13 protein-coding genes are annotated in these 13,592 nt (G+C 34.8%); 3 read left to right on the top strand and 10 right to left on the bottom strand.

Annotated features, from left to right (window positions below; all coding sequences use genetic code 11):
• Positions 1-41 precede the first annotated feature (41 nt).
• Positions 42-1,460 carry an amidohydrolase family protein gene (locus KBJ98_RS04955; RefSeq protein WP_210788538.1) on the bottom strand — a complete coding sequence of 473 codons (1,419 nt, stop codon included), beginning with the start codon at positions 1,458-1,460 and terminating at the stop codon, positions 42-44.
• Positions 1,461-1,780: 320 nt separating this feature from the next.
• Here KBJ98_RS04955 and KBJ98_RS04950 point away from each other — a divergent pair, with 320 nt between their 5' ends.
• A complete protein-coding gene (locus tag KBJ98_RS04950) occupies positions 1,781-3,310 on the top strand; it encodes a SulP family inorganic anion transporter (RefSeq protein WP_210788537.1) in 1,530 nt (509 codons plus the stop codon).
• A gap of 67 nt (positions 3,311-3,377) precedes the next feature.
• Here KBJ98_RS04950 and KBJ98_RS04945 read toward each other — a convergent pair whose 3' ends face one another.
• Both KBJ98_RS04945 and KBJ98_RS04940 read right to left on the bottom strand, forming a co-directional pair.
• Positions 3,378-4,616 carry an NAD(P)/FAD-dependent oxidoreductase gene (locus tag KBJ98_RS04945; RefSeq protein ID WP_210788536.1) on the bottom strand — a complete coding sequence of 413 codons (1,239 nt, stop codon included), beginning with the start codon at positions 4,614-4,616 and terminating at the stop codon, positions 3,378-3,380.
• Between the two features lie 91 nt (positions 4,617-4,707).
• Entirely contained in the window at positions 4,708-5,226 is a 519-nt protein-coding gene (locus KBJ98_RS04940) for a GNAT family N-acetyltransferase (RefSeq protein ID WP_210788535.1), read from the bottom strand.
• A gap of 153 nt (positions 5,227-5,379) precedes the next feature.
• On the opposite strand from KBJ98_RS04940, the gene yaaA reads away from it, so the two are divergent.
• Positions 5,380-6,138, top strand: a complete 759-nt coding sequence (yaaA, locus tag KBJ98_RS04935) for a peroxide stress protein YaaA (protein ID WP_210788534.1) — start codon at positions 5,380-5,382, stop codon at positions 6,136-6,138.
• A gap of 31 nt (positions 6,139-6,169) precedes the next feature.
• On the opposite strand, the gene KBJ98_RS04930 is transcribed toward yaaA, so the two are convergent.
• The 4 genes from KBJ98_RS04930 to KBJ98_RS04915 all read right to left on the bottom strand — a co-directional run bounded on the left by KBJ98_RS04930 (position 6,170) and on the right by KBJ98_RS04915 (position 10,845).
• The gene (locus tag KBJ98_RS04930) at positions 6,170-7,753 is read right to left on the bottom strand and encodes a DHA2 family efflux MFS transporter permease subunit (RefSeq protein WP_210788533.1); all 1,584 of its coding nucleotides are present in this window, start codon (positions 7,751-7,753) and stop codon (positions 6,170-6,172) included.
• A gap of 63 nt (positions 7,754-7,816) precedes the next feature.
• Complete coding sequence (locus KBJ98_RS04925; protein ID WP_210788532.1) at positions 7,817-8,896, bottom strand: HlyD family secretion protein; 1,080 nt, start codon at positions 8,894-8,896, stop codon at positions 7,817-7,819.
• A gap of 10 nt (positions 8,897-8,906) precedes the next feature.
• The gene (locus tag KBJ98_RS04920) at positions 8,907-10,229 is read right to left on the bottom strand and encodes a TolC family protein (RefSeq protein WP_210788531.1); all 1,323 of its coding nucleotides are present in this window, start codon (positions 10,227-10,229) and stop codon (positions 8,907-8,909) included.
• Positions 10,219-10,845: a TetR/AcrR family transcriptional regulator gene (locus KBJ98_RS04915; protein ID WP_210788530.1), complete on the bottom strand. Its 627-nt coding sequence runs from the start codon at positions 10,843-10,845 to the stop codon at positions 10,219-10,221. The genes KBJ98_RS04920 and KBJ98_RS04915 overlap by 11 nt, the downstream gene beginning before the upstream one ends.
• 302 nt (positions 10,846-11,147) lie before the next feature.
• On the opposite strand from KBJ98_RS04915, the gene KBJ98_RS04910 reads away from it, so the two are divergent.
• Complete coding sequence (locus KBJ98_RS04910; RefSeq protein WP_210788529.1) at positions 11,148-11,693, top strand: DUF4494 domain-containing protein; 546 nt, start codon at positions 11,148-11,150, stop codon at positions 11,691-11,693.
• A 101-nt stretch (positions 11,694-11,794) separates the two neighbouring features.
• Here KBJ98_RS04910 and KBJ98_RS04905 read toward each other — a convergent pair whose 3' ends face one another.
• The 3 genes from KBJ98_RS04905 to KBJ98_RS04895 all read right to left on the bottom strand — a co-directional run bounded on the left by KBJ98_RS04905 (position 11,795) and on the right by KBJ98_RS04895 (position 13,285).
• Entirely contained in the window at positions 11,795-12,310 is a 516-nt protein-coding gene (locus KBJ98_RS04905; protein WP_210788528.1) for a GNAT family N-acetyltransferase, read from the bottom strand.
• A gap of 105 nt (positions 12,311-12,415) precedes the next feature.
• The gene (locus KBJ98_RS04900) at positions 12,416-12,883 is read right to left on the bottom strand and encodes a PEGA domain-containing protein (RefSeq protein ID WP_210788527.1); all 468 of its coding nucleotides are present in this window, start codon (positions 12,881-12,883) and stop codon (positions 12,416-12,418) included.
• 15 nt (positions 12,884-12,898) lie between these two features.
• Positions 12,899-13,285 carry a hypothetical protein gene (locus tag KBJ98_RS04895; protein ID WP_210788526.1) on the bottom strand — a complete coding sequence of 129 codons (387 nt, stop codon included), beginning with the start codon at positions 13,283-13,285 and terminating at the stop codon, positions 12,899-12,901.
• Positions 13,286-13,592 lie beyond the last annotated feature (307 nt).

The following is a 13,592-nucleotide window of genomic DNA, read 5'->3' as shown; positions in this document are numbered from 1 at the left end:
GGCACAAAAAAAATCTGCTTTCGAGCAGATTTTTTTTTGTTTTATTGCTTCGTGAATTCTTTTTCAAAAGTAGTAAATCGCATTTCTAAATCTGCCAGTAATTGTGCTCTAACTGAAGCTGATTTTATAAAGCTAAATTTGATGCTATTGTACACAAATTGTTTAATGTCTTGATACGAAATATCTTTATATCTTTTTGCTAAAAGTACATATTGTTCGGTCATATTAGTTCGTAAAATTCCTGCATCATCGGTGCTAATTACAATTGGAACTCCAAATTTTTTATACAAGGAAAGTGGATGACGATTTTCTTTGACCTTCAAAATAAATTCATTACTCACTAAATTAATCTCAATAGGAATATTTTTTTGTACCATGTAGCGTAGCAACTCGTATGAATCTTTCTCGTAAGGCATGCCTACACCGTGGCCAATTCTATGTGCGCCAGCGGTATGTACTGCTGCGCCAATATGCCAAGTAAGTTCTTCAGGTTGAACCAGTCCTAAAGTAAGTTCACCAGCGTGCATGGTATATTTTACATTCGGGTATTTCGAGTTACAAAATTTAAACATCATCATGTGCAACCAATAATCTTTCATCGAAGTTTCGCCGTCTTCTGGTGATACAATATTGACACCGGCCATCAAATCACTATCATTGGCAGAGATGAATGCGATGACCAAATTTTTAAACAAATCAACAGGTTCCATAAAACGCAGCACAAAATTTTGATAACGCATTGTAAATTGGGCATCATCAATTTTTAGATCGTTGTGTAACTTGGTAACAAAATTATTGTTGAATTCTTTAGCATAATTGTTAGCATTTTTTTGAAGTATGCTTTTATACATCACGTCTAAAGTTTTCAATACTTCTTTCTCATTTTTAGCTAGAGCATACTCACGAAGTTTAGCGTTAAAAGTAACTAAATCATCGGTATTCATAGTGTTTGGAATGGTTGAGAGTTGCGTTTCAATGTAGCTCACGTTTTCAGAAATTGCTCTTTTTTTCAACTCCAATAATCCCTGTCCGAAATTACCTTTAATGGCTGGTTCAAATTTCATGAAGGATTCGAAAAATAACTTATCAGAAGGATAATCAACATAATTATAGTCTTTGATAGACCATTTCTGCATGATTTTTTGCTTGTAAAACTCTAAAGTACCGTTGGCTTTGAGTTCGGAAAATAATTTCCAACTTCCCATAGATTCTTTTTCCTTGCGTACGTCCATGCTTTCGGTATTTAGGTAAAAGTCTGTTTGGATTGCATGCTGCAGTAAAGGTTCTGCGTAAATAGAACCTGAAAAATGATGGTGTAAGTCGCCACCTTTTGGCATTTGAGAGAAAAAAGCAGTCAGTTCTGCTTCGTTGTCTCTTATTTTTTCAAAATACTCACTTACGGATTGCGAGTAGCCGGCTGTTACAGTTAAGAACAACAATAGTGTTGGTAATATTCTCATAGGTGATGGTAATAGTGTCAAGTAGTTTTACCAAAGAAATTGCTCGCACGCTGTTGAAAGCATTTTTTGTTTTCGTTTTTTTAGACTCGAAACTTAATTTTTTGCAGTACTAGCAGTAAAAAAATGGTAAACTGGCGCAAAGTTAAACAATTTCTGCGGTAGTTTTGGTATTCCTTTAAAAAGTTTCACCTTTGCACTTTTACCAATTAATGTCAATTTGGACCTAATTTATCAATTTACTGATTTCAGAATACGAACTTCACGAGGTTTAAAAAGTCAGTGACAATTTCCCCCAAACATTTATTTATTGCACAATTTTTATGAAACAACAATTTAATCTTTTTGATTTTTCACAAAAAGTAAATTATAAAACTGAACTGCTTGCCGGTTTTACAGTTGCCATGACCATGATTCCTGAATCGTTATCTTTTGCTATTTTGGCAGGTTTTTCGCCTTTGTCAGGACTTTATGCTGCTTTTATTATGGGGTTAGTTACCGCAATTTTTGGAGGTAGACCCGGAATGGTTTCTGGTGGAGCAGGAGCAACAGTAATTGTTCTTATTGCTTTGATGCAATCGCATGGAATAGAATATGTATTTGCGGCAGTAGCACTTGCTGGTGTTATGCAAATTGCAGTGGGTATTTTTAAATGGGGTAAATTTATCCGATTAGTGCCTCAGCCAGTTATGTTTGGTTTTGTAAACGGACTTGCAGTTATAATTTTTATGTCGCAACTTAATCAGTTCAAAACTGGTTTAGCACCAGCTACGCAATGGTTACAAGGATCACCTTTATGGATAATGCTCGGATTAGTAGGACTTACTATTGCTATAGTTTTACTTTTTCCTAAAATATCGAAAGCCATTCCATCTTCTTTAGTTGCCATTTCGATAGTTTTTGTGATTGTTTATTTTGGTGAAATTGATACCAAGACGGTGGGCGATATTGCTGCAGTAAGCGGAGGTTTGCCACCTTTTCATATTCCGAATATCCCTTTTACCTTTGATACCTTGCAAATCGTATTCCCTTATGCTTTAATTATGGCAGCTGTTGGTTTAACAGAAGGTTTACTTACTCTAAATTTAGTTGATGAAATCACTCAAACCAAGGGTGATGGAAATAGAGAGAGTATTGCGCAAGGAAGTGCTAATATCTTAAACGGTTTTTTCTTTGGAATGGGAGGTTGTCCTATGATTGCTCAAACATTGGTTAATTTAAATGCGGGTTCTAGGACGCGGTTGTCAGGAATCATTGCATCTTTAACCATCTTATTATTTGTGTTGGTTGGTGCACCAGTAATTGAACTTTTACCTATGGCAGCACTTGTGGGTGTGATGATAATGGTAGCCATAGGAACTTTTGAATGGTCGAGTTTCAAGATTATTAATAAAATGCCGAAACAAGATATTTTTGTTGGTATTGTAGTGGCAGTAATTACTATTGTGTTACACAATTTAGCTTTGGCTGTTTTGATAGGTGTTATTATTTCAGCTTTAGTTTTTGCATGGGAAAGCGCAAAAAGAATTCGTGCTAAAAAATATACAGATGTAAAAGGAGTGAAGCATTACGAACTTTATGGGCCTTTATTTTTTGGATCGACTGTTGCTTTTATTGAAAAATTCGACGTGTTAAATGATCCTGTAGAAGTAATCATTAATTTTAAAGACAGTAAAATTAGCGATATGAGTGCGATTGATGCCGTACATAAAGTGACAATGCTATACGCTGCCCAAAATAAAACAGTCCGTTTGCAACATCTAAGCCCTGATTGTGTGCGATTATTAGAAAATGCAGCCGCAGTTATTGATGTAAATATTCTTGAAGATCCTCTATATCAGGTTCTCGAATAATTTAGTAGAAGTTAAAATAAAACCATCAAGACAATTGTAAGTAACAATTGTTTTGATGGTTTTTTATTTATCGTTGCATTGCTTCAGCTGCAAATCGGCCAGATTGTAGCGCTGCATTTATGGAGCCGTTTAAAAGATGATCGCCGCAAATAAATAACGAATCTGAAATTTTAAAAGAGGCCAAATCTTTCTCATTGGTTACCTGCTCTTGCGTAGGTAAAGCATAGCTAATTCGGTAGGCTTTTAGCATTTTCCAAGATGCTGCATCAGCACCATACCAATGAGATATTTCTTCTTTCATATTTTCAGCTAGTGTTGCATCGTCAACATCTGGAATTCCGTTATACGAAACGGATATTAGTGCTTTACCTTTAGGGGCATAAGCAGCCGAAACGGCACTCATTACTGTTAAATTATTAACCCATTTTTTATTTTGAGCCGCGTTCAAAATCACTACCGCTTTTTGTGATGGTGGCAGACGTGTTTCGAAATATACACAAGTTACTTGGTGCGCAGTAGTTTTTGTTTCAGGAACGATTCCTGATAAGAACTTATTGGCATTTGTAGCTAAAAGAATTTGATTGGCTTCATAAACAGTGCCATCTGCGGTTGTAATTTTGTTTTGATCAAGACTTACGACTTCTGTATTGCATTGAATACTGCCTTGTGGTAACAGGGTAACCAATTGTTTCGGGATTTCTTCCATTCCTAATTCAGGTACGGCAACATCACCATCTGAAAACATTTTCATTACAAAATCGAACATGCGTCGTGAAGTAGTTAACTGATTTTCTAAAAAAATACCAGACATAAATGGACGGTAAAAACGTTCAATCATTTTGTCGCTAAAGCCATATTCTTTTAATTGTGCAGCGGTTGTATTTTCAGGTTGACTAAATATTTGGTCAATAGTTAATTTCTGCAAGTGATTCTTTAGCCACAGGGTATTTAATTTATCTTTTATGGTACCAACAGGAGCTATGAGAGTTGCCCAAGCAGCAGAAGGGCGTCGCATAGGGTCAGCTATTTCGAATTGTCCTTTTTCATAAAGTACGGTTGCGCCGGGTAACATTTTTTTTAATCGTAAAGCTTTGTAATCCAGTAAAGTTTTTGATTCTGGATAGGCAGTAAGTAGAACTTGAAATCCTCTGTCTAATAAAAATCCTTCGTGTAGGTCTGTTTTTAATCGTCCACCTGGTCTGTCTGAAGCTTCTAATAAAAGTACTTTTCGTCCTTGACGGTGCAAGTGTACAGCCGCGGCTAATCCGGCCAAACCTGCGCCAACTATTATAATATCTTGTTTCATTTTTTATATGTCTTGCTCACTACAAAAATAGCGTAAATAAGTGTTTTGTTGCTAGTGGAAGTAGGTGTAATAAAATTGATTTTTAACTTTTTTAAGGTTTACGATGTAATAGTAAATCAGTTTGTTTGTCATCGCCCATCCAAAAATCATGTCGGTCGAAAACTGTAAAGCCACTGTTTTTATAAAATTGTAAGGCTCGCTTATTTTCTTCCCAAACACCTAACCACAATTGCTGAACCTCTTTTTCTTGTGCAATTTGTAATACTTTTTCAAATAATTTTTGAGCTACTTTTTTGCCGTGAAATTCTTGTAGCACATAAATTCGATGCAATTCCATGGCGGCTAAGTTATGTTGTTCTGTTTGTGCTGTGTTTACATTTATTTTGGCGTAACCTACTGGAATTTCATTTAAAAAGGCAATAAAAAAATGTGAGTTTTTATCGTTTAGTTCTGCAGTGAGTTGCTCTTTATTAAAACTTTTATCCAAGTATTTTTGCAAATTTTTAGCTGTATTTACTTCTGCAAAGGTTTCGGTAAAAGTAGTAATACTCAATTTTTGTAATTGTTCGAGATGATCTAGTGTAGCAGTTTCAATGATAAGCAAATCCATAAATGTGATGTTTGATTTTCAAAAATAAGGTAAAGAAATGGTAATTTTCAATTTCTATAACGGTATTCGACAAATCAATCTACTTAGCATTGGATTTTATTTTGCAATCATTACTTTTGAATCAAAATATAAAAAAGTAGTACCTACTAGCATATGAAAATTGTCATCTCTCCAGCCAAATCATTAGAATTCGAAAAAGCTTTGCCAACCACTCAATTTTCTGAAGCTTTATTTTTGAAAGAATCAAAAAAAGTGCAGCAAGTTTTAAAACAAATTAATCCAACAGGTTTGTCTAGTTTGATGAGTATTTCTGAAAAATTAGCAGATTTGAATTGGCAGCGTAACCAACAATGGAAAACTCCTTTTAACGCTGAAAATGCACGTCCTGCGGTTTATACTTTTGACGGTGATGTTTATGCGGGATTGAATGCCTACGAACTTGCGCCCGAAAAAATTGATTTGTTACAAGAACGTTTACGCATTTTGTCGGGTTTGTATGGTTTGCTTAAACCTTTAGATTTGATTCAGGCCTATCGTTTAGAAATGGGTACTAAAATGGCGGTTGGCGAAAGTAAAAATTTATATGAGTTTTGGAAACCAACTATAACTAAAGCTTTGAACAAAGAGTTAGCTGATGATGAGCTTTTTGTTAATTTGGCAAGCACAGAATATTTTTCGGCAGTAGATGTAAAAGCGCTAAAAGTCCCGGTAATTACACCTGAGTTTAAAGATTATAAAAATGGGAAACTAAAAATCATTAGTTTTTTTGCCAAAAAAGCGAGAGGTATGATGGTGCGCTACATCATTGATACTAATGCCGAAACTTTAGAAGATTTAAAAGGATTCAATTATGATGGCTATCAATTTGATGCCAACTTGTCTAAAGGAAACAATCTAATTTTTACCAGATAATTTAAAAGCAAATAAAAAGTAAAAGATCCTGCTAGTGCATTGCATCAGCAGGATTTATTTTGTTTTTTCCTTTTTTAATCAATAAAATAAAAGGGATGCAAAGTAAAAATAGTCCACCTAGATATAAAAAGACATCCATATAAGAAAGTACGCTGCTTTGAAGCATTACTTTGAATTCTAATGCTTTGTAAGCTTTTGCTAGAGATTCATTGGCAGAGAAACCTTTAGACATGAATCCCATTTGTAATTCTTTTACCGTTTGTTGTACTTCAAAAGATGATTTATTGAGGTGTGATACTAAGTTTACGCGGTGTTCTTGATTGAATCTTGCCAAGAAAGTAGTAATAATTGCAATTCCGAACGACCCACCTAACTGGCGCATCATTCCTGTAAAAGCTGCTCCCTCGCCAATACTTTTTCCTTTTAAAGTAGATAATGATAAAGTCGTAATTGGTACAAAAAGTAATCCTAATCCAACTCCTCTCAAAATTAAAGGCCAGTACAAGTGTGCTTCGGAACTGTCGGGGGTTATTACTTGCTGCATCCAAAAAGTAAATAAGAAAAATATAAAAAATCCAGCAGCAACCATGTAGGCTTGCGGAATTCCGCGCTGTATCATTTTACCAATAAATGGCATCATGATTCCGGTAGTTATTGAACTAGGAATAAGGAGTAAACCAGCATCTAATGCACTCCAACCCAAAACCGATTGTGTGTAGATCGGAATAATAAAAGTAGAACCATACAAGCCAAAACCGAGTATAAAACACATAATTGTTCCAACTCGCAAGTTGGTGTCTTTTAAAACGCGTAGGTTTACTATTGGATGCTCATAAGTAAGCTCTCTCCAAATAAATAAAATGAAACCAAAAACAGTCACAACAGTTAATATTACAATGGTTAAGTTATTAAACCAATCGTCCTGCTGTCCGTGTTCTAAAACGTATTGCAACGAACCAATAAAAGCTGATAATAAAACAATTCCCCACCAATCTACTTGGCTGGCTTTAAGTTTTGTACCGTATTTTGGACTTTTTACAAATGATAAGGTAAGTAAAGTAGCAATAATTCCAATTGGAATATTGATGTAAAAAATGTAAGGCCATGAAAAATGATCTACAATATAACCTCCCAAGGGTGGCCCTAATGTAGGTCCTACAATTACGCCCATGCCATAGATAGCTTGCGCCATACCTCGTTTAGCGACCGGATAACTTTCGGTAATAATAGTTTGGGCAGTTACTAATAAAGCACCTCCACCTAATCCTTGAATGAAACGAAAAGCTACTAGTTCCCAAATATTAGTAGCATTTCCGCAAAGAAATGAAGCAGCTGTAAAAATGACAATAGAAACAGCAAAATAGTTGCGACGTCCAAATTGTTGTGACAACCAACTTGTCATCGGGATTACGATAACGTTAGCAATGGCATAGGCTGTTATGACCCAAGCCACATCAGTTAAAGAGGCGCCTAAACTTCCACGCATATTGTTTAATGCTACGTTGACAATTGTAGTGTCCACAATTTCAAGCATTGCACATAATACTGCAGTGATGGTAATTATGACTCGTCTAAAGCCATATTCTACTAAGTCGTCTTCTCCTGTTTGCACCATTTTGTCTATAATTGGAAATCCAGATTGCTTTAGTTGAAAGTATTTTTACTGATAAGTTTGCTTTTATTTCAAATGTACATCTACATCCACATTCATTCCTGGTCGAAGCAATTTTATTTTTTCAGGATCGTTTGATGCGTCCAGACTTATTTTTACTGGCAAACGTTGAATGGTTTTTACAAAATTCCCTGTTGCGTTATCTGGTGGTAGTAATGAAAAGCGAGATCCTGTTGCAGGTGAAAATGAAGTGATGGTACCTTGAAATAAATAGCCAGGATACGCATCTACTTTTACGGTTACCTTTTGACCTTTTACCATTTTGTTCAATTGCGTTTCTTTAAAATTGGCAATTACCCAAGCTTCTTGGTTATTGATGATGTAAAATAATGATTGTCCCGGTTGTACCAATTGCCCTGGTTGAATATCAATTTTAGATACTTGCCCGTCAATTGCAGCAGTTACTGCCGTGTAGGTTAAGTTTAATTTTGCAGCATCTAGTTGAGCTTGCGCTTTTTTAATGTTAGCGGCCGCTACTTCGGTTTGCTTGCTTGAAACTTTTGATTTGGCAATGATTACTGATTTTTGAAACGCAGTAGCTCGTTCTTGTTGTTTCAGAATTTTGATTTGATTTTCAGCTTCTAATTTAGCAGCAAGCGCTTGTTCGTATTGTTGTTTGGTAATCGAATGACTTTTATATAGATTTTCATAGCGATTAAAATCACTTGTTACTCGGTCTAAACGAATCTTAGCCGACTCAATATTGCCACCAGCAGAAAGTACGTTGGCATCAGAAACCGAGATGCTAGCCAAGGCACTACCAATGTCAGCTTTTGAGACTTCAAGATTCCCTTCGGCGCCAATTAATGCGGCGGTAGCTTCGTCAATTTTAAGTAAATAATCTCTTTTGTCAATGGTAAACAAGGTGTCGCCTTTTTTTACAAAATCATTGTCTTTGATGTATACTTTATCTACGTAGCCGGAAACCCGTGGTATGATTGGGTTCATATTTTTTTCAATTTGAGCATCATCAGTTTCCTCATGAGCTTGTGAATGTATGTATTTGTATGTACCATACGTCCCACCCAAAACTACCAGAGCTACAAGGATAATGATGAATTTTTTGTTTGTTTTTTTCTTTTCCATGGTAGTATAATTATTTTTGAGCTAATGTGAATGATTGTGATAACTGTCCCGTTACTGCAAGTAACTCGTAATATTTTTGGATGGTATTAGCGCGAGCCAAAGCTTTGTTGATGGTTGCATTGAGTTGCTCAACATCAGCTTCTAACAAATCGTTGGTGTCTGATAAGCCGTTGTCGTATTTGTCCTTTACAATGCGGTAGTTTTCGCTGGCTTGCTCTTGAGCTTCATTGTAAACTAAACTTTGCTTTATTGCAAGTTCATAATCTTCGATAGCTTTATGAACTTGAACTTTGATGTAATCTACAAGTAGCGCTTCATTATTTTGAACCTCGGATAATCTGCTTTCGGCTAGTTTTACCATGGTCGCATTTTTAATTAGTGCACTCAAATCGTATGATATTCCTATGCCAATATTCATGGCATTTTGAACCGTAATTACATTGCTTAGGTCTAATGCCGTGTAACCACCAACTATTGCTAAAGTAGGGTAGTAGGCACTTTTGGCAATTTTGATATTTGTTTCGCTAGCTTTGCTCTTTAGTCGAATAGATTGTAAGTCCTTACGATTTTCGAGTGCTGGAAGGTCATTGTCAGGGACATTGTTCATTTGAAAATCAGCAAAATCGCCTTCTCGAATTTCAAGTTGCGTATCCGGACTTAATTTTAAAAGTGTGGTTAAGTAAAAATTGATCGTTTTTAAGTTATTAGAAGCTTCATCTAATGACAACTGAATTTTAGAAACCTGTAACTTGGCTTTCAATAAATCATTGCGAGGAATGATTTCATTTTTTTCCAATTCAATAAAATCTTTTACACGCTGCTTGGCACTTTTTTGATTTTCCTTTAAAAGTTCAATTGTTTTTTGTGCTTTGTATAGGCTAGCGTAATATTCAATAACACGCAATGCAACATCTTCTTTTGTTTGCAATGATGTAGCCATTTCTGCTTGGTACAATTGGTCTTGCACTTTAATTCCGTTTTGAATTTTAAAGCCCGAAAAAACAGGTATAGCAGTCGTTATTTGCCCCACCATTAATTGGTTCACGGCAGGTGCTGGACTATTATTGTCTTGATTTAATTTAAAATTTACTGAAGCATTAGTCAATCGTTGGTATTGGCCAGACGCTTTTAAGTCGGGGTATTGATTGTTTTTAGCGGCTTGTAATTCAAGTTTTTTAGACTGTACCTTTGTATTGGCAAGTGATACTTCGTTGCTTTTGTCCCAAGCTTTGTTTATGGCTTCACTTAAGCTTAAACTTGTTTTTTCTTGTGCCTTTACAGAGTATAGTCCAATAAAGAACATTCCATAGAGCATGATTTGATTAACTTTCATAGATAAGAAGTGCTTTTATTGTTTGTTGAATGTGCTGGGTCAAATTCGTTTTGATGTAATTATTGTACAAATCCTCGGTATGCAATTGCAGCAAGTTTTGGAAGAAAGATTTATTCATATGGAAATGAAAAAAAGTGCCCAAAATGGTTGGTGTAATTAAAGGTATAATAACATCTTTCCTGAAAATTCCTTTTTGTTGGCCTTCTTTAATGATAGATTCCAGCGCCTTTAAGTTTCCTTTGCGTAATTCGGTAAAAACTTCGAGGTTTTGCTCTCTTTTTTTTGATGAAAATTCAAAATGTAAAATGCGATAAATCCCTTTATTAGAACTAATTCTACTAATGTACAGTTCGATTAATTTATTGATTTTTTCTAGAGGCTGTAAATCTTCTTGTAATAAATTTTCGAGTTGTTTTTTGAGGTCGGTCGTTCGGTAGATTAAAAGAGCTTCAAGTAAGCGCTCCTTTGAACCAAAATAATACGAGACCATGGCGATATTTATCTGCGCTAATTTGGCAATAGCACGTATCGAAGTGCCATCAAAACCTTTTTCAGCAAAAAGGGTTTCGGCAACTTGTAAAATTTGAATTTGCTTGTCGTTGAAATTGGATGTCACGCGTTTTCTTCTTTTCCTTGTACAAATTTAAACAGTTGTTTAATTTAAACACTTGTTTAATTTTTTTTAACATGCATTTAACGCTTTTTTAGCAAGAAAATAATTTGTGCGAGCAGGAAAATGAATTTTGAATTGTAAAAATGATGTAGATCATAAATAGTTGAATTCAAGAATGTTATTGGTATCTGTTTATTTGTTTCCAGCTCGTTGTTTCAAATTGTGAATATCTATTTTTTGGTTTTGCATTTTTAATAATTCGAAGATTTATCTTTGACGACCTTAAAAAAAAAATAGAGAAAAAGATGAGCACAATTTGGTACGAATGCAAAGTAAAATATAGAAAAACAGATGAAAGTGGTGTTCAGAAAATGGCAAATGAGCCTTATTTAGTTGATGCTTTGTCGTACACAGAGGCAGAGAGCAGAATAAACGAGGAAATGTCGGCATACATCAGTGAAGAGTTTAAAATAACAACAATTAAGGTTGCTAATTACGCCGAAATTCATCCTTTTGAAAATGCGGATCGTTGGTTTAGATCTAAAGTTTCTTTACTTGCTTACGATGAAGAAAGCGGTAAAGAACGAAAAACCAACATGTATCTTTTGGTTCAAGCTAATGATGTAAAAGAAGCGTACGATAATACGGTTACCGTAATGAAAGGTACTATGGGCGATTATACGATTCCAGCTATTGCTGAGTCACCTATATTAGACGTTTTTCCTTATTTTAGTGGAGAAGAAGAAGACTTAGAAAAAATTGAAAAGTTCAATGCAATAAAAGCATCAAAGCCTGAAGTTGAAGCTGAAGTGATTGATCACATGGAATTTGTATCTGAAGAAGTTGAGTAAATTTAGAAGATAATAATAAAGGTGAAATGCAATCAAAAATCGTCAAAACGTACAATTTTTGATTGCATTTTTATTTAAGCTTCATATTATAATGAGAGGTGTTACTTTAATACTTTTTCAAATGCCTTTCTAGCGCTTCCTCTAAAATAAACTTCGCCACAATAACTATATCCTAATTTTTCAAACAAATGTAGCATGGGAAAGTTATCAAAGTTTGTATCGGCTTTGATGCTGAATATATTTTGTTGCAAAGCATAGTTTTCTATTTCAGTCATTATTTTCTTTGCCAATCCTTTTCCGAGTTGGTCCTGCGCAATTGCTACGCGGTGAATGACCACAAAATCTTGATCTGATAGCCATTTGCCTTCAATAGCTTCGTAAGCAGGTTCGTGATTAAGGATCAAAGCACAATAACCTACTATGTTGTTGTTTTCTAGAAGTACAAATCCATAACCTTCATTAATATCGTTTTCAAGCACAGTAGGGTTAGGGTAACCGTCTTGCCATTGTGCGCTTCCATCTGTTTTTCGACGTTCGATTGCATCTTTTAATATTTTCCAGATATAAGCATGATCAGCTATTGTGGCTTTTTTAAATTGATAATTGGTTGAAGTCATGCTTCTAAGTTTTGATTTGGATTTATCTTAAAACAAAGATTGCGAATTTTGTTTGAGTAACAAAATCCGCAATCAAGAATTATGATTCTTTAAAAAGATATGGTTTTATTGTGCGCTACTCAATTGACCTACTTTGTTCCAGCTTGGATCAATCTCTAAAGCTACTGCAACATAAACGTCTCCTTTTTTATAATTAAAAGCAGTTCCTTTTGCCATTTCGGCATTTACTTGTTTTGGTGTTAAGTTGTAAATAGCTCCTGTTGCTGGGTCAACGATTAAACCGATTATACCTCCAATTAAAATATTACCTAAATACCAAGCATTAAATTTTTTGGTTAATTTAGTTTCATAATTTTTATAACCTTCTAATTTAATAACTACGTTGTGCTCGCTTTTGCGAGCAAGTTTCATTTCGAATGGAGTTTTTCCAACTTCAATTTCATCCACAATGATAGTCGCTTGGCTCGGATTACTTTCGAATTTTACCTTTTGTTTTGAACCTGAAACAATAGTTGCGCAGCTAGAGCAAAGTAAAACAAAAGCCAAAGAGGCAGAAATAAATGATTTTTTCATTTTGTAAATTTATGATTAGTTAATTTGAATTTGATATTGGTTTAATTGGTTCACATCGCCCTCGTACGAATAAAAATCAACTTTGATTCGGTAACAAGTAGAACCGAAAAAAGAGGGCTCTTTTTTTTCGGTAACCTTAACTAGGTTAGCTCCGTTTTTGCTAGCAATTTCGCGAGCAGAAGCTAGGTTGCTGTTGTAATCGCAGTTGGTTGAAAAACCAGTATCGCCAAAGGAGGCGTACCCAATTTTTTTTGCAGTTAAAGGAACGATATGTTTAATATCTAATATCACTACTTTTTGCTCCATGCTTATGGGTTGCAATCTAGTAGTAAAATTTGATGTAATACTAGCTCCACAACTTACTAAAGTTAGAAATAGGCTACTAAGAATAATTTTTCGCATGTTATGGATGTCAAATTTTGGTTAAAAGTAGTGGATTTGTCGTACACTCAAAAGTACAATCTATTAAAAAAATGTTAATTCTCATTTTCTATTATAATTTGTTGTCTAGTCCATTTGTGCTTGACTTTGCGCAACCAGTATTGTAGATTATCCTATTGTTTATTATCAGTAAATTATGGATAAGTAAGACTTCGTGCTTGCAGTCTAAATTCTTTTTTGAAGATTGTCGCTTTCAACTTGGCACTTACAAATGTCATCTTGTCATATTATTTTATGTCATTTTTAACACAAACTGACAATTTGCAGA

Origin of the sequence: Flavobacterium erciyesense (assembly GCF_018069925.1) — a bacterium.
Lineage (GTDB): Bacteria > Bacteroidota > Bacteroidia > Flavobacteriales > Flavobacteriaceae > Flavobacterium > Flavobacterium erciyesense.
This window is presented reverse-complemented; position numbering and strand designations above follow the sequence as displayed.

Excerpts from the sequence above, each read along its gene's own strand:
- KBJ98_RS04955 (WP_210788538.1), bottom strand. The coding sequence starts at position 1,460 with ATGAGAATATTACCAACACTATTGTTGTTCTTAACTGTAACAGCCGGC.
- KBJ98_RS04950 (WP_210788537.1), top strand. The coding sequence starts at position 1,781 with ATGAAACAACAATTTAATCTTTTTGATTTTTCACAAAAAGTAAATTAT.
- KBJ98_RS04945 (WP_210788536.1), bottom strand. The coding sequence starts at position 4,616 with ATGAAACAAGATATTATAATAGTTGGCGCAGGTTTGGCCGGATTAGCC.
- KBJ98_RS04940 (WP_210788535.1), bottom strand. The coding sequence starts at position 5,226 with ATGGATTTGCTTATCATTGAAACTGCTACACTAGATCATCTCGAACAA.
- yaaA (WP_210788534.1), top strand. The coding sequence starts at position 5,380 with ATGAAAATTGTCATCTCTCCAGCCAAATCATTAGAATTCGAAAAAGCT.
- KBJ98_RS04930 (WP_210788533.1), bottom strand. The coding sequence starts at position 7,753 with ATGGTGCAAACAGGAGAAGACGACTTAGTAGAATATGGCTTTAGACGA.
- KBJ98_RS04925 (WP_210788532.1), bottom strand. The coding sequence starts at position 8,896 with ATGGAAAAGAAAAAAACAAACAAAAAATTCATCATTATCCTTGTAGCT.
- KBJ98_RS04920 (WP_210788531.1), bottom strand. The coding sequence starts at position 10,229 with ATGAAAGTTAATCAAATCATGCTCTATGGAATGTTCTTTATTGGACTA.
- KBJ98_RS04910 (WP_210788529.1), top strand. The coding sequence starts at position 11,148 with ATGAGCACAATTTGGTACGAATGCAAAGTAAAATATAGAAAAACAGAT.
- KBJ98_RS04905 (WP_210788528.1), bottom strand. The coding sequence starts at position 12,310 with ATGACTTCAACCAATTATCAATTTAAAAAAGCCACAATAGCTGATCAT.
- KBJ98_RS04900 (WP_210788527.1), bottom strand. The coding sequence starts at position 12,883 with ATGAAAAAATCATTTATTTCTGCCTCTTTGGCTTTTGTTTTACTTTGC.
- KBJ98_RS04895 (WP_210788526.1), bottom strand. The coding sequence starts at position 13,285 with ATGCGAAAAATTATTCTTAGTAGCCTATTTCTAACTTTAGTAAGTTGT.